The organism is Streptomyces viridosporus T7A (genome assembly GCF_008704515.1).
GTDB lineage: Bacteria > Actinomycetota > Actinomycetes > Streptomycetales > Streptomycetaceae > Streptomyces > Streptomyces viridosporus.
Genome location: NZ_CP023700.1, coordinates 5371454 through 5389380 on the forward strand (window position 1 = coordinate 5371454; position 17927 = coordinate 5389380).

Consider the following 17927-nt stretch of genomic DNA (forward strand, 5'->3'; position numbering starts at 1 on the left):
GTCGTGCATGTGCGTGATGCACCCCTTGTGCCGATAGTGGCGTAAAGGTCACGCGCCACGGCGCACGGACGAGGAGGCACTCCATGCGCGGAGCCACGCACGCCGGACGGGCCGTCTGCGCGGTGGCCCTCGCCCTCGCCGCGACGGCCTGCGGGGGCGGGGGCGGGAGCGGGGACGCCGGAGCCGTGCTGAGCGCCTCCTGGGGCGACCCGCAGAACCCGCTGGAGCCGGCCAACACCAACGAGGTGCAGGGCGGCAAGGTCCTCGACATGATCTTCCGGGGCCTGAAGCGCTACCACCCGAGGACCGGCGAGGCCCAGGACATGCTCGCCGAGAGCATCGAGACCTCCGACTCGCAGAACTTCACCATCACCGTCAAGGACGGCTGGACCTTCAGCAACGGCGAGAAGGTCACCGCCCGGTCCTTCGTGGACGCCTGGAACTACGGTGCGAGCCTCAGGAACAACCAGCGCAACGCCTACTTCTTCGGCTACATCGAGGGCTACGACCGGGTCCACCCGGAGAGCGGCGAGCAGAGCGCCGACACCCTCTCCGGCCTGAAGGTCGTCGACGACCGCACCTTCACCGTCAAGCTCACCCAGAAGTTCTCGACCTTCCCCGACACCCTCGGCTACAACGCCTTCGCCCCGCTGCCCCGGGCCTTCTTCGACGACCACGACGCCTGGGTCAGGAAGCCGATCGGCAACGGCCCGTACCTGGTCGACTCGTACGCGCGCGGCTCGCAGATGTCGCTGCGCACGTGGAAGGACTACCCCGGCCCCGACAAGGCGCGCAACGGCGGGGTCGACCTCAAGGTCTACACCGACAGCAACACCGCCTACACCGACCTCATGGCCGGCAACCTCGACCTGGTCGACGACGTCCCCGCGGCCCAGCTGAAGAACGTGAGGAACGACCTCGGCGACCGCTACCTCAACACCCCCGCCGGCATCCTCCAGACCCTCGCCTTCCCCTACTACGACGACGCCTGGAACAAGCCCGGCTCGGAGAAGGTCCGCAAGGGCCTGTCCATGGCCATCGACCGCGAGCAGATCACCGACACCATCTTCCGGAAGACCCGCACCCCCGCCACCGACTGGACCTCCCCGGTGCTCGGGAAGGACGGCGGCTTCCAGGCGGGCCTGTGCGGCGAGGCCTGCGAGTACCGGCCCGACGAGGCCAAGAGACTGATCCAGGAGGGCGGCGGCCTGCCCGGCGGCCGGGTGACCATCACCTACAACGCGGACACCGGCTCCCACCGCGCATGGGTCGACGCCGTCTGCAACTCCATCAACAACGCGCTGGACGACGAGCGCGCCTGCACCGGCAACCCGGTCGGCACCTTCGCCGACTTCCGCGGCCGGATCACCGAGCAGAAGATGTCCGGTCCGTTCCGCGCCGGCTGGCAGATGGACTACCCGCTCATCCAGAACTTCCTCCAGCCGCTCTACTACACCGACGCCTCCTCCAACGACGGCAAGTGGTCGAACCAGGACTTCGACGACCGCGTCGACCGGGCCAACCGGGAGACCGACGACGCCCGGGCCGTCGACCTGTTCCAGCAGGCCGAGGAGGTCGTCCGCGACCACATGGCCGCCATCCCGCTCTGGTACCAGAACGGCAGCGCGGGCTGGTCCGACCGGCTGTCCGACGTCGCGCTCAACCCGTTCAGCGTCCCCGTGTACGACCAGATCAAGGTGAGCTGATCCGCCATGGGGAGCTACGTCGTCCGGCGTCTGCTCCAGATGATCCCGGTGTTCGTCGGGGCCACGCTGCTGATCTTCCTCATGGTGAACGTGATGGGCGACCCCATCGCGGGCCTGTGCGGCGAACGCCGCTGCGATCCGGCGACCGCCGCCCGGCTGCGGGCGGAGTTCGGCCTCGACGAGCCGGTCTGGCGGCAGTACCTGACCTACATGGGGAACGTCTTCACCGGCGACTTCGGTACGGCGTTCAACGGCCAGGAGGTCACCGAGCTGATGGCGACGGCGTTCCCCGTCACCGTCCGGCTGACCCTGATCGCGATCCTCTTCGAGGTCGTCGTCGGCGTCACCCTCGGCGTGGTCACCGGGCTGCGCCGGGGCCGGCCCGTCGACACCGGCGTCCTGCTGTTCACCCTGGTCGTCATCTCCGTGCCCACCTTCGTCACCGGCCTGCTGCTGCAACTGCTGCTCGGGGTGAAGTGGGGCTGGATCCGGCCCTCGGTCTCCTCCGCGGCGCCCCTCGGCGAGCTGATCCTGCCCGGCCTGGTGCTGGCCTCCGTCTCCCTCGCCTACGTCACCCGGCTGACCCGCACCTCCCTCGCCGAGAACCGCCGCTCCGACTACGTCCGCACCGCCGTCGCCAAGGGCCTGCCCCGGCGCCGGGTCATCACCCGGCACCTGCTGCGCAACTCCCTCATCCCCGTGGTCACCTTCATCGGCGCCGACATCGGCTTCCTCATGGGCGGCGCGATCGTCACCGAGCGGATCTTCAACATCCACGGCGTCGGCTACCAGCTCTACCAGGGCATCCTGCGGCAGAACACCCAGACCGTCGTCGGCTTCGTGACCGTGCTGGTGCTGGTGTTCCTGGTCGCCAACCTCGTCGTCGACCTCCTCTACGCCGTACTCGACCCGAGGATCCGCTATGTCTGACCAGCAGTACGAACCCGAGCACGCCCTCGCGGGCACCGGCGGCGGCACCATGGACCTGGGCGTCGGCGAGGCGGAGGCCCTCGAGCGGGTGCCGGACGGCACGGCCGGCACCGAACCGCGGGGCAAGCCCCGCTCCCTGTGGTCCGACGCCTGGCACGACCTGCGCCGCAACCCCGTCTTCCTCGTCTCCGCCCTGGTGATCTGCTTCCTGGTCCTCATCTCCCTGTGGCCCTCGGCGATCGCCTCCGGCAGCCCCCTCCAGTGCAACCTGGCCAAGGCCCAGGAGGGCCCCCAGCCCGGCCATCCCTTCGGCTTCGACGGCCAGGGCTGCGACGTCTACACCCGCACCGTCCACGGCGCCCGCACGTCCGTCGCGGTCGGCGTCCTGGCCACGCTCGGCGTCGCGGTCCTCGGCAGCGTCCTCGGCGCGCTCGCCGGCTTCTTCGGCGGGGTGTGGGACTCGGTCCTGTCCCGCGTCACCGACGTCTTCTTCGCCATCCCGGTCGTCCTCGGCGGGCTGGTGCTGCTGTCCGTCATCACCAGCAACACCGTCTGGCCGGTCATCGGGTTCATCGTGCTGCTCGGCTGGCCGCAGATCTCCCGCATCGCCCGCGGCTCCGTCATCACCGTCCGGCAGAACGACTACGTCCAGGCCGCACGGGCGCTGGGCGCCTCCCCCTCCCGGCTGCTGCTGCGGCACATCGCGCCCAACGCCGTCGCCCCGGTCATCGTCGTCGCCACCATCGCGCTCGGCACGTACATCGCGCTGGAGGCGACCCTGTCCTACCTCGGCGTCGGGCTGAAGCCGCCCAGCGTCTCCTGGGGGATCGACATCTCCGCCGCCTCCCCGTACGTCCGCAACGCCCCGCACGCGCTGCTGTGGCCCTCCGGGGCCCTCGCGATCACCGTCCTGGCGTTCATCATGCTCGGCGACGCGGTCCGCGACGCCCTCGACCCGAAGCTGAGGTGAGCCGCCGTGCTGCTCGAAGTGCGCGACCTGCACGTGGAGTTCCGCACCCGGGACGGGGTCGCGAAGGCCGTCGACGGGGTCGACTGCGCCGTGGACGCGGGCGAGACGCTGGCCGTGCTCGGCGAGTCCGGCTCCGGCAAGTCGGTGACCGCGCAGGCGGTCATGGGGATCCTCGACACACCGCCCGGCCGGATCACCGGCGGCGAGGTCCTCTTCCGGGGCAGGGACCTGCTGAAGCTCAAGGAGGAGGAGCGCCGCAGGGTCCGGGGCGCCGAGATGGCGATGATCTTCCAGGACGCCCTGTCGTCGCTCAACCCCGTGCTCCCCGTTGGCGACCAGCTCGGCGAGATGTTCGTCGTGCACCGGGGCATGTCGAGGAAGGCCGCCCGGGCCAAGGCCGTCGAACTGATGGACCGGGTGCGCATCCCCGCCGCCCGGGAGCGGGTCGGGCAGTACCCGCACCAGTTCTCCGGCGGCATGCGCCAGCGCATCATGATCGCGATGGCGCTGGCCCTGGAACCGGCCCTGATCATCGCCGACGAGCCCACCACCGCCCTCGACGTCACCGTCCAGGCCCAGGTCATGGAACTGCTCGCGGAACTGCGGCGCGAGTACCGGATGGGCCTGGTCCTCATCACCCACGACCTGGGCGTGGTCGCCGACGTCGCCGACCGCATCGCCGTGATGTACGCGGGCCGGATCGTGGAGACGGCGCCGGTGCACGACCTCTACAAGGCACCCGCCCACCCCTACACCCGCGGCCTGCTGGACTCCGTCCCCCGCCTGGACCTCAAGGGCCGGGAGCTCCGTGCCATCAAGGGCCTGCCGCCCAACCTCACCGCCGTCCCGCCCGGCTGCGCCTTCCACCCCCGCTGCCCGCTGGCCCGCGACGTGTGCCGCACCGACGTGCCGCCGCTGTACGAGGTCACCGGGACGGACGCCGCCCGGGGGAGCGCCTGCCACTTCTGGAGGGAGTGCCTGGATGGCTGAGCCGATCCTCCAGGTCGAGAACCTGGTCAAGCACTACCCGCTGACCCGGGGCGTGCTGTTCCGCAAGCAGGTCGGCGCCGTACGGGCGGTCGACGGCGTCGACTTCACGCTCGGGCGGGGGGAGACCCTGGGCATCGTCGGCGAGTCCGGCTGCGGCAAGTCCACGGTCGCGAAGATGCTGGTCAACCTGGAGCGGCCGACGGCCGGTGCGATCCGGTACAAGGGCGAGGACATCACCCGGCTGTCCGGCCGGGCGCTGAAGGCCGTCCGCCGCAACATCCAGATGGTCTTCCAGGACCCCTACACCTCGCTCAACCCCCGCATGACGGTGGGCGACATCATCGGGGAGCCCTTCGAGATCCACCCCGAGGCGGCGCCCAGGGGCGACCGGCGCAGGAGGGTCCAGGACCTGCTGGACGTCGTCGGCCTCGACCCCGAGTACGTCAACCGCTACCCGCACCAGTTCTCCGGCGGCCAGCGCCAGCGCATCGGCATCGCCCGCGGGCTGGCGCTGCGCCCCGAGATCATCGTCGCCGACGAACCGGTCTCCGCGCTGGACGTCTCCATCCAGGCCCAGGTCGTCAACCTGATGGACCGGCTGCAGTCCGAGTTCGAGCTCGCCTACGTCTTCATCGCGCACGACCTGTCGATCGTGCGGCACATCTCGGACCGGGTCGGGGTGATGTACCTCGGGCGGATCGTGGAGACCGGCACGGACACCGAGATCTACGACCACCCCACGCACCCCTACACCCAGGCGCTGCTCTCCGCCGTCCCCGTGCCGGACCCCGCCGCCCGGGAACGCCGCGAGCGGATCCTCCTCAGCGGCGACGTCCCGTCCCCGACGGACATCCCCTCCGGCTGCCGCTTCCGCACCCGCTGCTTCAAGGCCCGGGAACGCTGCGCCGTGGAGGTCCCGCTCCTCGCGGTCCCCGAGGAGTTCCGGGCGACCGGCGGCCCGGCCGCCCACGCCTCGGCCTGCCACTTCGCGGAGGAGCGGAAGGTGGTGCCGCAGGAACGCCGCGGGGGACCGGCGTAACCGTACGGACCGGGCCGACCGCGTTGACGGACACGCAACGTCACGGAAGTCGCCCCGACACACGGGCGGGTGAAGCTGGACGGCGTACGGCCGTGCGGGTGCCGTGAACGGGCCGGGGCGCGCCATGTCGCCCCGGCCCGTCGCCGTGCTCAGCCCGCGTCGAGCCCCAGGGAGCGCCTGAGGAAGTCGAGCTGGAGACGGAGCAGGTTCTCGGCGACCTCCTCCTGCGGGGTCATGTGCGTGACGCCGGACAGGGGCAGCACCTCGTGGGGCCGGCCGGCCGCCAGCAGGGCCGAGGACAGGCGCAGCGAGTGGGCGACCACCACGTTGTCGTCCGCCAGCCCGTGGATGATCATCATGGGGCGGTGCGGTGCGACAGCGTCGACCAGGCCCGCGTCGTCGATCACCGAGTTGCGGCGGTAGACCTCCGGCTGCTCGCCCGGGTGGCCGAGGTAGCGCTCCTGGTAGTGGGTGTCGTACAGGCGCAGGTCGGTGACCGGGGCGCCCACCACCGCCGCGTGGAAGACGTCCGGGCGGCGCAGCACCGCGAGGGCCGCCAGGTAGCCGCCGAAGGACCAGCCCCGGACGGCGACGCGGTCCAGGTCGAGCGGGAAGTCGGCGGCGAGCGCGTGGAGCGCGTCGACCTGGTCCTGGAGCACGGTCGCGGCCACGTCGTCCTTGACGGCCTTCTCCCAGGCGGGGGAGCGGCCGGGGGTGCCGCGGCCGTCGGCGACCACCACCGCGAAGCCCTGGTCGGCGAACCACTGCGAGGTCAGGTGCGGGTTGTGGGCGGCGAGCACCCGCTGCCCGTGCGGACCACCGTAGGGGTCCATGAGGACCGGCAGTGGGGTGTCACCGGCGTAGTCCCGGGGCATAAGCACGGCGCACGGAATTCGGCGTGCGCCCCCCTGTGTCAGGGTCACCCGAGGGGACATACCGGGGTCTTCGGCGTACGAGGGGACAGCCGCCGTCGCTTTTCCGTCACGCAGGATCCGCACCCGGGAACCTGGCCGGTCCAGGGTCGCGGAGACCAGCACGGTCACCCCGCCGGCGCGGACCGCCGAGTGGACGCCGGGTTCCTCCGAGAGGCGCTCCACGCCCAGTTCGTTCACCCGGTGGACGTGCACCTCGCCGGTCCCCGGATCGGCCGCCTCCTCGCCCGCGGACGCGGAGACCAGCACGTCGTCGGCGGAGACGTCCAGCACCGCGCGGATGTGCAACTGCGGTCCGGTCAACGGCCGTTCCCCGACCACCAGCCGCCGCGCGCCCCCCTCGTCGGCGATCCGCACCAGCTGCCCGGAGGGGCTCCAGCACGGCACCCCGGGGAAAAGTTCCAGCCAATTTCGATCTTCGTCGGCGTGCACCATCCGGGTCGCCCCGGAGTCCGGGTCCACAGCCAGGATCAACTGGCTGCGCTGGTCGCGCGCCTGGACGAGCAACAGCGGGGCACCCGCCGCTGACCAGTGCACTCGTGCCAGATACGGGTAGCGCGCCCGGTCCCAGGAGACCTCCGTGCGCGCCCCGTCCAGCCCGATCACGAACAGCCTCACGTCCGCGTTCGCGGTGCCCGCCGCGGGGTAGGGGACGCGGCTCGGTTCACGCCCCGGGTGGGCGGGATCGGCGATCCACCACCGTTCGACCGGCGTGTCGTCCACCCGCGCCACCAGCAGCCGGTCCGACTCCGGAGCCCACCAGAAGCCCCGTGAACGCCCCATCTCCTCGGCCGCGACGAACTCGGCCAGACCGTAGGTGACGTCCTCCGCCTCGGGGGTCGCGAGCGCGCGATCGCCCGTCCCCTCGGCCGCCACGACCCGTAGCGCCCCCCGGGCGACATAGGCGACGTGACGCCCGTCGGGCGACGGCCGCGGGTCGATCACCGGCCCCGGCACGGGCAGTTCACGCGCCGTCCCGGCCCGCAGTTCGGCCGTGAAAAGCCGCCCTGACAAGGCGAAAGACGCCCATTCCACGGCCGCGTCGGTGGCGTAGCCGACGATGCCGGCGCCGCCCTCGCGGCTCCGCTCGCGCCGTGCCCGCTCCTCGGCGGAGAGGTGTTCGGCGGCCCCGCCCAGGAGGGCGCGCGGGTCGGCCGCCACGCGCTCCCCGCCCCCTTCCGTGTCGAGGACCCAGAGGGAATGCGCCCGGTCCGTACCGGAACCGGAGCGCAGGAACACGACACGCGAGCCGTCGGGCGCCACGGTGAACGAACGCGGCGCGCCGAGCGTGAAGCGCTGGGTGCGGGCGTGCCGTCGGGGGAAGGAGTCAGCCTCGGTCGTCATGCCCTGACCATATTGGCCATGCGCCCCCTTGTGCGGCTGTGCGCCGACCGATGCGCACGTACGGATAGTTATGATCGTTAGCGCATAGTGGGTATGAACCTGCTGGCTCATGCGTGAACTGCAACTGCCCCCATATTCCTACCCCCCGCGCCTTGGGATCCTTGGAGGTGAGCCGCCGTGGCACTCTCGATTTCGGCGGTGGTGCTGCTGGCGATCGTCGTCTTCCTGCTGATCAAGAAGTCGGGTCTGAAAGCCGGGCACGCAGTCGTCTGCATGCTGCTCGGCTTCTACCTGGCCTCGTCGACGGTGGCACCCACCATCAGCGAGCTCACCTCGAACATCGCGGGGATGATCGGCAGCATCAAGTTCTGACGCGCCGCGCCTTCCGGCCGGAGCCCGAGGGAAGTCCCGGGCCCCGGCCGGAGTCCACCATCCCGTCCGTCCCGTCGTCCGGGTGCCCCGGATCGGGGCCCGCATGCCCGACGGATCCGGCGGGGTGAGCGGAATCGGCGGATCCGGTGAGGGCGGGGACCGAGGGGCGGAACGCGGCGCCCCCGACGCGGTGGGCGCGCGTCCGCTCCGTGCCGGGCGAGACCCGGGGCCCGCTCACCGCGCTGCCCGCGGTCCGGTCTACAGCAGAAGCAGCACCGCCACGCCCCACAGCACCGACAGGGCCACCAGCGGCGGCCCGACCGGCATGCCCTGCTGCCCCGCCGACGCCTCCTCCAGTGGCCGCAACTCCGGGCGGAGCAGCAGCGCCCGCACCTCCTCGACGACGCGCTCCGCACGCGGCTCACGGCCCAGGCGGCGCTCCAGCCACGCCCAGCCGGTGGGGGAGAGATCCACGGAGGAGTCCTTGGCCCGGCCGACGCGGATGCCGTCGTCGGAGTGCCGCACGGACGTGATCACGTCCCACGGGACCCGCCGCACGCGCCACGCCCCGGTCACCCACAGCCCGTCACGGTCGGCGGTGATCCGCCAGGTGAGCGCCGTCGCCACGGCCGTCACCAGCCACGGCAGACCCACGACCAGCCACAGCCAGCTCCACGACGGCCCCTCGTCGAGCGCGGCCCAGATGCCGCCGCCCTGCACCAGCAGCAGACCGAGGCCCACCGCACGCGAGAAACCGTGCGCCGTCCACACCCGCGGGTCCGTCGTGGGCGTCATGCCGACGGCGATCTCGTCGACGGACCGCCGCGGGCTCTTCCGCTTGCGGCGCTGCGGCCCGCGCTCCACCAGCCCCGGGACGGCCGGCTTCACCGCGGTGACACTGCACTCCACCGACACCTCGGGGTCGTCCGCGTCGTCGCGCGAGACGAAGGCGACTTCGGCGCCGGCGTAGGGGACGCCGTACAGGACGGCCTCCCGCAGCGGCGGGGCGGGGTCCTCGCCCCGGAGGATCTCCGCGATCCTGCCGAGTTCGACGACGGCCTCGGAGTCGTCGCCCGCGTCGCTGCCGTCCTCGTCGTCGTCTTCTTCGTCCCCGTCGTCGTCCTCTTCGTCCTCGTCGTCGAAGGCGTACAGCGAGTGGAAGTGCAGGATCGGCCGGAGGCCCTCCGGGTCGTCGGCCGCGAACACCCAGGTGCGGCCGTCGTCGTGACCCTCGCGCACCAGCACGCGCAGCACCGGCAGCGGGCCGCGCCGCAGCCGCTTCGCACGCGTCAGCCCGTCCACGCCGTTCACCAGGGACGCCAGCCCCGCGACGGAGCCGCCCAGCACCAGCAGCTCCCAGCCGAAGGCGTCGTACGGCTCCGCGACCAGCGCCGCCCAGTCGCCGTCCACGACGATGTCGACCCGGCTGTCCACGGGGAAGTCCTCGGGGAAGGCCGTCTCGAAGCGGTGGGTACGCCCGTCGGCCTCCACCTTGAGGATGTCGACGCCGTCGTCCTGCTCCAGGGCCGTGACCCGTCCTGACAGGTGGGTGGCGCCAGCGGCCCGCTCCTCGTACGCGTCGGCGACCTGCTGGGCCTGCCAGTAGCCGAACCCGGCGACGGCCAGCAGCAGCGCGGCCAGGACGAAGGAGAGCCGGCCCCGGCGGAACGTCCGCGCGGCGGCGGGCAGCGGGTGTGCGGCCGGCCCGGCCGCCTCCAGGGCCAGCGACCGCTGCCGCCCGGCGACGGCCAGCCGGTGGACGAGCCCGGCGGCGGTGAGCGCGGCGGCCACGAGGAACAGGAGCGCGGACGGTTCACCGAACGCCGCCGCGAAGCCGCCCTCCACGGCGAACCCCACCAGCCCGGCCGCGAGCCCCGCGAGCGCGAACCGCGGCTGCCGCCACACCCAGTACAGGGTCAGCACCAGCACGACGGCTATTCCGAGGCCCAGCCAGTCGGTGCCGCACGGGTCGGTGGACGTGCAGGGGGCGGCGGGAACCGCGACCACGTCCCACACCAGCGAGGCGACCAACGCCATTAGGCCCCACAGAGGGTGGGCCCACCGTGCGGGCACGGCGGTGAGCCAGCGCTGGGCGTCGGGAGTCCGCCAGTCGGCGGTGCCGGGCGGTATGTGTTCGGCGGACAACGGCACAGGAGGTCTGGACACCCGCGCATTATGGCCACACGCGGGGTCCGGACGACTCACACCGGTTCAGTGCCCACACGGTTCTCCGAGGGAGGGCGGCCGGGGAGGCCGGATCAGCCCCCGACCGCGTACGGCACGAAGTCGGCCCAGGCGGCGGGGGCGAAGGTCAACCGGGGACCCTGAATGTTCTTCGAGTCACGGACATGGACGGTGCTGGGCTCAGTGGCGATCTCCACGCACGAGTCGCCCTCGCTGCTGCTGCTGTAGCTGCTCTTGAACCACGCCAGGTCGGAGGTGTCCCCGGAAGAGGTCGTGCGGCTCATGTCTCCCCCAGCAGTTGCTCGATGAATGAGGCGGACTCACGTGGCGTGAGGGCCTGCGCCCGGATGATGCCATACCGGAGTTCCAGGATACGGAGCTGTCTGGGCTCGGAAACCGGTCGACCGTTGGCAACTGCCGGGGAACGCCCTACCGTCGAGCCGTCCTCGAACTTCAGCACCTCGATGCCACCTGCCAGGCCGGCGTGCTCCTCGCGGTCCATCGGCATCACTTGCAGCTCGACGTTCCTCAACTGTCCGACCTCAAGCAGGTGTTCCAGTTGCTGACGCAGCCTTGTCCTCCCACCCAGTGGCCGCCGAAGCGTCCACTCCTCCAGGACGAAACTGAGTTCAGGCGCAGGGTCCCGCTCGAAGACGGCCTTGCGGGCCACACGCGCGGAGATGAACCGCTCCACCTCCTCCGCTGAGTAGGCGGGGCGCCTCATGAGAAGCAGCCCACGCGCATAATCAGGCGTCTGCAACAGCCCGTGGATGTTCAAGGGATCGTAGAGCTGAAGCTCGACCGCCCGCGCCTCCATCTGCGCCAGGTCCCGCACCTTCTTCGGGTACCGGACCTTCTTCACGTCCTCCTTCATCGCGGCGACGAGCCCCCCGGCGCCCAGCACCTCGTCCGCCGTGTCCAGGTACTCGGGCCGGGGGATCCGCTTGCCGGTCTCGATCTTGTAGACGAGGTCCTCGCCGTACCCGACCGCCGCCGCGAACTCGCCGACCCGCATCCCCGCCGCCTCCCGACGGAGCCTCAACTGCCGTCCCACGGTGGCCACCACCGCGAGCGCCCAGTCGTCGTCCGGGTCCACCTCCCAGCCCGGCTCGTCCGCCTGGTCCGCCTCGGTCCTGACCCGCACCGCCTCACCGTTCACCGACATGCGCGCCCCTCCGTAGTGCCGCCTCGTACCGTTCGGCCCCGCCGACGGGAGCCGCGTCGACAGTCCGGACAGCACCGGACAAGCCTCGGACCGTTGCTCTACGTAGCGGGGCGATCACGCGTCACGGTACGTCCGGTCGGCCACCCTGAGTGACGTGAATCAGGAAATTCAGGAAATCGCCGACCCCGGGGCCCGCCCCGAACCCAGCGGCGAGGTCCGCAACTTCACCGTGCTGCTGTCGTCCACTGCGCGCGGTGCCCGCCTCGCCCGCCTGCTCGCGGTGGACGCGCTCCGGAGCTGGGGGCTTCCGCACGAGAGGGCGAGCCACGTCGTCGCCGAACTGGCGGCCAACGCGGCCACCCACGGCCGCGTCCCGGGCCGCAGCTTCCGCCTCACGCTCTACGTGGTCGGCGCCACGCTGCGCATCGAGGTCACCGACACGCGCGGTGACCGGCTGCCCGTGCCGCAGGTGCCCGACGCCGTGGCCGAGTCGGGCCGGGGCCTGCTGCTCGTCGAGGCGCTGGCCGACCGCTGGGGAGTGACCGAGGAGCGGTTCCCGCGCAAGACCGTCTGGGCCGAACTCGGCTTCACGCCACCGGAACCCGACCCCTCGCGTTCCGGTGCCGTCTGCGACTGAAGGACAAAGAACGCCGGGGGAAAGCACCCCACCGAGCCCCACCCCTCCCGCCCGTGGTCGCACTCACTCGGGCGGGTGAACATCCCCGAACCGGCTGGATTTCGCAGCCCTTGAAGCCCGACGCTCAGCGCAACGAACACACCACAACCACAGACATGAGACGGCCCCCGCCGGGACGGCAATCCCAGTGCGAGGGCCTGACCACCGAGGAAGGTAAAGGCTTCCCGATGGGTATCCAGAACCCTAGCGTGCCCCCGCACGCCCGGGCCCGCGTTGCGGGCGACAAGCACCCGAACCGGCGGCCCGGCACGGCCCGCCGCACCGGCGGGCTCCAGCACGACAACACCCGCCACACCACCCGCTTCACGGTCGTCGGCAACCACCTGGCCCAGCACGGGGAACTCTCGCTCCTCGCCATCGGGCTCGGCGTGCACCTCCAGTCGCTGCCGAAGGGCGCCCCCGCCGACATCAAGACCCTTGCCGCCCGGTTCCCCGAGGGCGCCACCCGGATCGCCGCCGCCCTGCGCGAACTGGAGGCCCACGGCTACCTGCGCCGCGAACGTGTCCGCACCCCCACCGGCCGGATCGTCACCCGCACGATCTCCTGCAACCAGCCGGCGGCGGCCCGCCACCGCGCCCCCGCAGTCGGGGAGGAACCACCGCGACCGGCGGCCCGCGAGGAGAGCACCCCGCACCGGCCGCCGCGCGAGAAGCGAGCACCCCGCAAGCCCCTTCCCGCCGTGCCGAGCCCCGCGTACCCCGCCCCCGCGCTCCTGGAGGCCGCCACCGGCCTCCTCGCGGGCCTCCACCGCCGCGACCCCCGCCTCCTCCTCTCAGCCTGCGACACGGCCCATCTGGTCCCCGGTGTCGCCGCCTGGCTGGAACGGGATGTCGCCCCCGCCGCCGTACGCCGTGCCCTGACCGCCGACCTGCCCCCCGAGGGCGTACGCCGCCCCGCGGCCCTCCTGGCCCACCGCCTCGCCGCCCAGCTGCCGCCCCCGCCCCCGTTCCGCGCGTCGGCCGCCGCCCCGCCACCCGTACGGCACCCCTGGCAGGACTGCGACGGCTGCGACCGTGCCTTCCGCGCACCCCGCCCCGGCCGCTGCCGCGACTGCCGACCCGACTCCCAGGAGGCCGCCTAGCATGAACGTGACGATCCTTGCCCCTGGGCACAGACGACGAGGAGCGAGCGCCATGACCACCGCACCCGACGACGCACGGCGGGGCGCCTCCCACCTGTACCGGGCCATGAGGGATGTCGTGCGGTCGATGGACGACACCCTCCCCGGGAAGTTCGAAGTCACCAAGGAAGGGATCGTGCACGACATGATGTCGCCGGGAGGCCCGCACGAGGTCACGGCCGCGCGCGTCAGCCGCCGTCTGGAGAAGGTCATGCCGGACGAACTGCTGGCCCACAACGGCACGCCCGACGTGGAGGACGTGCCCGAGGGCATCATGCGGCATCCGGACGTGGTGGTGATCGCCTGGAGCGACCTCGACGTCGAAGGCTCCGTGGACCCCCGCACGGTCGTCGCCGCCATCGAGATCGTCTCCCGGTCCAACCCGGAGAACGACTGGGTGGGCAAGAGGCGCGACTACCCGCTGCTCGGCATCCCCGTCTACGCGATCTTCGATCCCCGCACCGGCAGCGGTGCCGTCTTCACCGACATCCACTCCACCCCGGACGGCCCCCGCTACGCGGTGCGCAAGGACTTCGTCTACGGCGAGGACGTCACCATCGGGGAGTGGACCATCTCCACGAGCGGTCTGCCGCGCTACCAGGACGACGGTGCGGAGGAGGGCGGCTCCCGAGAGGCTTGATCCGGAAGGTGACGGACGCCATCGACCGGATCGAGCGGATCGCCCCGGCCCTCGCCCACGTGCTCGACGGCGAGGGGCGACGGGGCCGGACGCGGCGAACACCGGCCGGACGCCTCATAGGGTGGGGACCATGACGGAACTGCCCGCCCCCGATCCCTCCGGACCGGAGGGATCCCCGGACCGCCCCGCCCGGCGGCTGCTGCTGGTGCACGCCCACCCGGACGACGAGTCGATCAACAACGGCGCGACCATGGCCCGGTACGCCGCCGAAGGCGCCCACGTGACGCTGGTCACCTGCACCCTCGGCGAGCGCGGCGAGGTCATCCCGCCCGAGCTGGCCCACCTGAGCGGAGCGGCCCTCGGCCGGCACCGGCTCGGCGAGCTGAGGGACGCGATGCGCGCGCTCGGGGTCGAGGACGTCCGGCTGCTCGGCGGCGCCGGGCGGTACGCCGACTCCGGGATGATGGGGCTGCCCGACAACGACGACCCCGGCTGCTTCTGGCAGGCCGACGTCGATCAGGCCGCCGGGCTGCTCGCCGAGGTGATCCTCGAGGTCCGGCCCCAGGTGCTCGTCACGTACGACGAGAACGGCGGCTACGGCCACCCCGACCACATCCAGGCCCACCGCGTCGCCATGCGCGCCGTCGAACTCGCCGCCGCCGAGGGCTGGGACGTCCCCAAGGTCTACTGGAACCGCGTCCCCCGCTCCGTCGCCGAGCAGTCCTTCGCACGCCTTTGCGACGACCTGCCCGGCCTGCCCTTCGACAAGGCGGCCGGCGTCGACGACGTACCGGGCGTCGTCGCCGACGAGCGCGTCACCACCGCGGTCGACGGGAGCGCCCACGCCGCCGCCAAGGCCGCCGCGATGCGCGCCCACGCCACCCAGATCACGGTGGCCGAGCCGTACTTCGTGCTCTCCAACGAGCTGGCGCAGCCCCTGTTCACGACCGAGTACTACGAGTTGGTGAGCGGAGAACGCCCCCGCGCACGGGAGGACGACCTGTTCGCCGGAATCGGTGAGGCGTCATGAGCGACCGGCCCCCGTCCCTGCTCACCCAGCCGATCCGCCCGCCCTCCGCCGCACGGGTCGCCGCCTGCCTGGGGCTGTTCCTGCTCGGTGCCGCGGTCGGCGCGGCCGGGGCGCTGGTGCAGCCCGCGTGGTTCCCGGGCGGACTGCTGCTCGCCCTCGCGGGCGAGGCGGGGGTGTGCCTGGGCGCGGCGCGCGCCCTGCGCAGCCGGGCCGGAGCCGTCGCGGCGGCCGCCGGCTGGACGGTCGTCGTCCTCCTGCTCACCGTCAGCCGTCCGGAAGGTGACTTCCTGTTCGCCGCGGGCGGCGGTTCCTATCTCTTCCTGCTCGGCGGCATCGCCGTGGCTGTGATCTGCGCCACGCTCGCCCCCGGGCGGCAACCGGACGGCGGCCCCGTCCGACTTGGCAAGTGACGTACCACTTCGCCGTGTCACCGGCGTGCGGGTCCGGTGCGGGTTTCCCCGGCGGTCCTGGGATGCGCGCCGGACGCGGCCAGTAAGGTGGTGCGCGCCGCCGAGCCTCCCCCGCCCTCTCGGCTTCGCCCGAGCCGGGGGACCCCCACCGTGAGGTCGTGACGGGCGGCGGAGCCAACCGGGAGAACCTGCCTTGAGTCGTGAAACTGACACTCCGTCCTCCGGGCCCGACGGGCGCGGCGGAGCCGCCTACCCGTCGGGCACCCCGCCCTACGGGATTCCGGCGATTCCGGACGAGGGTACGGGCGCGGGCCGTTCGGCCGCGCGACCGGAGGACCGCAAGACCGAGACCACGCTGACGACCCGGATCCGGATCAACATCCCCGGATCACGGCCGATTCCGCCGGTCGTCGTGCGCAAGCCCGTCGCGGACACGGAGAGCAAGAAAACCGCCGACGCCGAGGCACCGGCGCCCTCCTCCGCCCCGTCCACGGGCGCGGCCGAGCCTCCCGCCGGGACCGTTCGGCCCGCTCCCGAGCGGCAGCCGGCCGAGGAGAAGCCGGCCAGCGACTGGTTCGCGCCGCGCAAGTCGGCGCCGGGCAAGGGCGGTCCGGGCGGTGGCTCCGCCAACGGGGCGGGTGCGCCGAGCGGTTCGGGCACCACCGCGGCTCCCGGCTCCGCGCCCGCGAGCATCCCCGGCCCCGGTGCGCCCGGTGGCGCGCGGCCGGGCGGCACGAACGGTTCCGCACCCGGGGCCGGCCCCCGCCCCGGCGGCACCAACGGCTCCGGGCTCCCCGGCGCGACCGGCGGCCCCGTGGCCCCCGGACACGGGGGCGGCACCGGCTCGTTCGACGTGACCGAGGCACTGGCCGGCGGATCCGCGGGCAGCGGTACGCGTCCGGGCCCGGGCGGCGGTGGCGCACCGCGCCCCGACGACCTGGCGCGCTTCCCGGAGGACGGGCCCGGCGGTCAGGGCGGCCGTCCCGGACGGCTCGACCGCGCGGGCCAGCGGCCCCCGGGCGGTCCGAAGCAGGGCCCGGCGGGCCCCACGACCGGTCCGGTCACCGGCGACGGCCCGATGGCCCCGCCGGCCGGCGGACGGTCCCACCCGGGCGCGGCCTTCGGCGAGCAGGGCAGGCCCGGCGCCCCGGGCGGCGGCCTGAGCGACGACACCGCGATCCTCACCCCGCAGCAGCAGGTCCCCGGGCCGGGCGCCCCGGGCTACGGCGCCCGCCACGACAACGTCTCCGGGAACACCGTCACCAGCGGCATCCCGTTCGTGCCGCCGAGCGCGGACTTCACCGCCGGCGCTCCGACGGGGCACACGCCCCCGAAGCGGCCCGAGACGGCCTCCCCGCCCGCGGGGGGTTCCTCGAAGCCGCCGAAGAAGAAGGGGCGCAACAAGCTCGTCCTGCTCGGCGGTGCCGTGGTCTTCCTCGCCGGTGTCGCCTACGGCGCCGGTCTGCTGATGAACCACTCCGACGTGCCCAAGGGCACCACCGTGCTCGGCGTCGACATCGGCGGCAGCACCCGCGACGAGGCCGTGAAGAAGCTCGACCGGGCCCTCGACGACCGGCTGAACAAGCCGCTGAAGCTGTCGGTCGACGGCAAGACCGTCGAGCTGGAGCCGGACAACGCGGGGCTCCAGTTCGACACCGACGCCACCGTCGGCAAGGCCGCCCGGAGCGACTACAACCCGGTCTCCGTGATCGGCTCGCTCTTCGGCAACCAGCGTGTCGTCGAGCCGGTCGTGCCGGTGGACGAGGAGAAGCTGCACGCCGCCCTCGAGGACGTGGCCGGCGGGTCCGGCTCGGTGGTCGAGGGCTCGATCGAGTTCAAGTCCGGCAAGGCCGTCCCCGTCTACCCCAAGGCGGGCCGGGGCGTCGACGTCGACAAGGCGACCGAGGCGGTGCAGAAGGCGTACCGCACCCAGGTGGAGACCGGCGCCTCCACCCCGGTGAACGTCCCGACGACCACCCGGCAGCCCACGGTCTCCAAGGCCGAGGTCGACCGGATGATGAAGGAGTTCGCCCAGCCGGCGATGTCGGCCAACGTGGTCGTGCAGACCGACGCGGAGCACTCGGTCCCGATGAGCCCGCAGAACTCGCTGTGGAAGTTCCTCGGGGTGGACGCCGTGGGCGGCAAGCTGGTCGACAAGCCCGACCTGGCCGCCCTGGAGAAGCTCTACGGCCAGGCGTTCGACGGGGTGCTCATCACCCGGGGCAACGGCGAGAAGACGCCGGTCACCCCGCAGGACGTCTACGGCGCCCTGCGCCAGGCGCTGACGAGCACGGACAACCGGGTCGCGGTCATCGAGACCGACCCGAGCTGACGCGGCCCGCGCACACGGGAGCGGCGCCGCCCGGGTCCGATGCGACCCGGGCGGCGCCGCTCTTC

General features: G+C 72.6%; 16 protein-coding genes. 12 read left to right on the forward strand and 4 right to left on the reverse strand.

Annotation, left to right across the window (positions count from 1 at the left end; all coding sequences use genetic code 11):
* The first annotated feature begins 83 nt into the window (after positions 1–83).
* From CP969_RS24970 to CP969_RS24990, 5 genes are read left to right on the forward strand one after another with little or no spacing between them, the layout of a single operon-like run.
* Positions 84–1706, forward strand: coding sequence for a peptide ABC transporter substrate-binding protein (locus tag CP969_RS24970; protein ID WP_016824753.1), 1623 nt, complete (start codon positions 84–86; stop codon positions 1704–1706).
* 6 nt (positions 1707–1712) lie between these two features.
* A complete protein-coding gene (locus CP969_RS24975) occupies positions 1713–2636 on the forward strand; it encodes an ABC transporter permease (RefSeq protein WP_004983771.1) in 924 nt (307 codons plus the stop codon).
* Complete coding sequence (locus CP969_RS24980) at positions 2629–3606, forward strand: ABC transporter permease (protein WP_016824752.1); 978 nt, start codon at positions 2629–2631, stop codon at positions 3604–3606. Before CP969_RS24975 ends, CP969_RS24980 begins: the two co-directional genes overlap by 8 nt.
* 6 nt (positions 3607–3612) lie before the next feature.
* Positions 3613–4596 (forward strand): ABC transporter ATP-binding protein, encoded by a 984-nt coding sequence (locus CP969_RS24985; RefSeq protein WP_004983769.1) that lies wholly within the window; start codon positions 3613–3615, stop codon positions 4594–4596.
* A complete protein-coding gene (locus tag CP969_RS24990) occupies positions 4589–5635 on the forward strand; it encodes an ABC transporter ATP-binding protein (RefSeq protein ID WP_004983768.1) in 1047 nt (348 codons plus the stop codon). The genes CP969_RS24985 and CP969_RS24990 overlap by 8 nt, the downstream gene beginning before the upstream one ends.
* A 149-nt stretch (positions 5636–5784) precedes the next feature.
* Here CP969_RS24990 and CP969_RS24995 read toward each other — a convergent pair whose 3' ends face one another.
* Positions 5785–7911, reverse strand: coding sequence for a S9 family peptidase (locus tag CP969_RS24995; protein ID WP_016824751.1), 2127 nt, complete (start codon positions 7909–7911; stop codon positions 5785–5787).
* Positions 7912–8088: 177 nt separating this feature from the next.
* Between CP969_RS24995 and CP969_RS25000 the strand changes: the two genes are divergently transcribed.
* Positions 8089–8283, forward strand: coding sequence for a hypothetical protein (locus tag CP969_RS25000; protein WP_004983765.1), 195 nt, complete (start codon positions 8089–8091; stop codon positions 8281–8283).
* A gap of 258 nt (positions 8284–8541) precedes the next feature.
* Here the strand turns inward: CP969_RS25000 and CP969_RS25005 are convergent, their stop codons facing one another.
* The 3 genes from CP969_RS25005 to CP969_RS25015 form a co-directional block, all read right to left on the reverse strand.
* Positions 8542–10320: a hypothetical protein gene (locus tag CP969_RS25005; protein WP_016824750.1), complete on the reverse strand. Its 1779-nt coding sequence runs from the start codon at positions 10318–10320 to the stop codon at positions 8542–8544.
* A 221-nt stretch (positions 10321–10541) separates the two neighbouring features.
* On the reverse strand, positions 10542–10751 hold the full coding sequence (locus tag CP969_RS25010; RefSeq protein ID WP_016824749.1) for a DUF397 domain-containing protein: 210 nt from the start codon (positions 10749–10751) through the stop codon (positions 10542–10544).
* Positions 10748–11632: a helix-turn-helix domain-containing protein gene (locus CP969_RS25015; RefSeq protein ID WP_016824748.1), complete on the reverse strand. Its 885-nt coding sequence runs from the start codon at positions 11630–11632 to the stop codon at positions 10748–10750. Before CP969_RS25015 ends, CP969_RS25010 begins: the two co-directional genes overlap by 4 nt.
* A 154-nt stretch (positions 11633–11786) precedes the next feature.
* Between CP969_RS25015 and CP969_RS25020 the strand changes: the two genes are divergently transcribed.
* The 6 genes from CP969_RS25020 to CP969_RS25045 all read left to right on the forward strand — a co-directional run bounded on the left by CP969_RS25020 (position 11787) and on the right by CP969_RS25045 (position 17862).
* Complete coding sequence (locus tag CP969_RS25020) at positions 11787–12269, forward strand: ATP-binding protein (RefSeq protein ID WP_016824747.1); 483 nt, start codon at positions 11787–11789, stop codon at positions 12267–12269.
* Between the two features lie 227 nt (positions 12270–12496).
* On the forward strand, positions 12497–13411 hold the full coding sequence (locus CP969_RS25025) for a helix-turn-helix domain-containing protein (RefSeq protein ID WP_171817465.1): 915 nt from the start codon (positions 12497–12499) through the stop codon (positions 13409–13411).
* Between the two features lie 52 nt (positions 13412–13463).
* The gene (locus CP969_RS25030; protein ID WP_016824746.1) at positions 13464–14090 is read left to right on the forward strand and encodes a Uma2 family endonuclease; all 627 of its coding nucleotides are present in this window, start codon (positions 13464–13466) and stop codon (positions 14088–14090) included.
* A 130-nt stretch (positions 14091–14220) separates the two neighbouring features.
* A complete protein-coding gene (gene mshB, locus CP969_RS25035) occupies positions 14221–15120 on the forward strand; it encodes an N-acetyl-1-D-myo-inositol-2-amino-2-deoxy-alpha-D-glucopyranoside deacetylase (protein WP_016824745.1) in 900 nt (299 codons plus the stop codon).
* On the forward strand, positions 15117–15530 hold the full coding sequence (locus CP969_RS25040; RefSeq protein WP_004983754.1) for a DUF6113 family protein: 414 nt from the start codon (positions 15117–15119) through the stop codon (positions 15528–15530). The genes mshB and CP969_RS25040 overlap by 4 nt, the downstream gene beginning before the upstream one ends.
* 193 nt (positions 15531–15723) lie before the next feature.
* Positions 15724–17862, forward strand: a complete 2139-nt coding sequence (locus CP969_RS25045; protein ID WP_109539037.1) for a hypothetical protein — start codon at positions 15724–15726, stop codon at positions 17860–17862.
* Positions 17863–17927: the final 65 nt, after the last annotated feature.

Bases quoted from the DNA above. Each gene is read 5' to 3' on its own strand.
- CP969_RS25015 (WP_016824748.1), bottom strand. From the start codon at position 11,632: ATGTCGGTGAACGGTGAGGCGGTGCGGGTCAGGACCGAGGCGGACCAG.
- CP969_RS25025 (WP_171817465.1), top strand. From the start codon at position 12,497: ATGGGTATCCAGAACCCTAGCGTGCCCCCGCACGCCCGGGCCCGCGTT.
- CP969_RS25010 (WP_016824749.1), bottom strand. From the start codon at position 10,751: ATGAGCCGCACGACCTCTTCCGGGGACACCTCCGACCTGGCGTGGTTC.
- CP969_RS25030 (WP_016824746.1), top strand. From the start codon at position 13,464: ATGACCACCGCACCCGACGACGCACGGCGGGGCGCCTCCCACCTGTAC.
- CP969_RS25005 (WP_016824750.1), bottom strand. From the start codon at position 10,320: ATGGCGTTGGTCGCCTCGCTGGTGTGGGACGTGGTCGCGGTTCCCGCC.
- CP969_RS24975 (WP_004983771.1), top strand. From the start codon at position 1,713: ATGGGGAGCTACGTCGTCCGGCGTCTGCTCCAGATGATCCCGGTGTTC.
- mshB (WP_016824745.1), top strand. From the start codon at position 14,221: ATGACGGAACTGCCCGCCCCCGATCCCTCCGGACCGGAGGGATCCCCG.
- CP969_RS24980 (WP_016824752.1), top strand. From the start codon at position 2,629: ATGTCTGACCAGCAGTACGAACCCGAGCACGCCCTCGCGGGCACCGGC.
- CP969_RS24995 (WP_016824751.1), bottom strand. From the start codon at position 7,911: ATGACGACCGAGGCTGACTCCTTCCCCCGACGGCACGCCCGCACCCAG.
- CP969_RS24990 (WP_004983768.1), top strand. From the start codon at position 4,589: ATGGCTGAGCCGATCCTCCAGGTCGAGAACCTGGTCAAGCACTACCCG.
- CP969_RS24970 (WP_016824753.1), top strand. From the start codon at position 84: ATGCGCGGAGCCACGCACGCCGGACGGGCCGTCTGCGCGGTGGCCCTC.
- CP969_RS25040 (WP_004983754.1), top strand. From the start codon at position 15,117: ATGAGCGACCGGCCCCCGTCCCTGCTCACCCAGCCGATCCGCCCGCCC.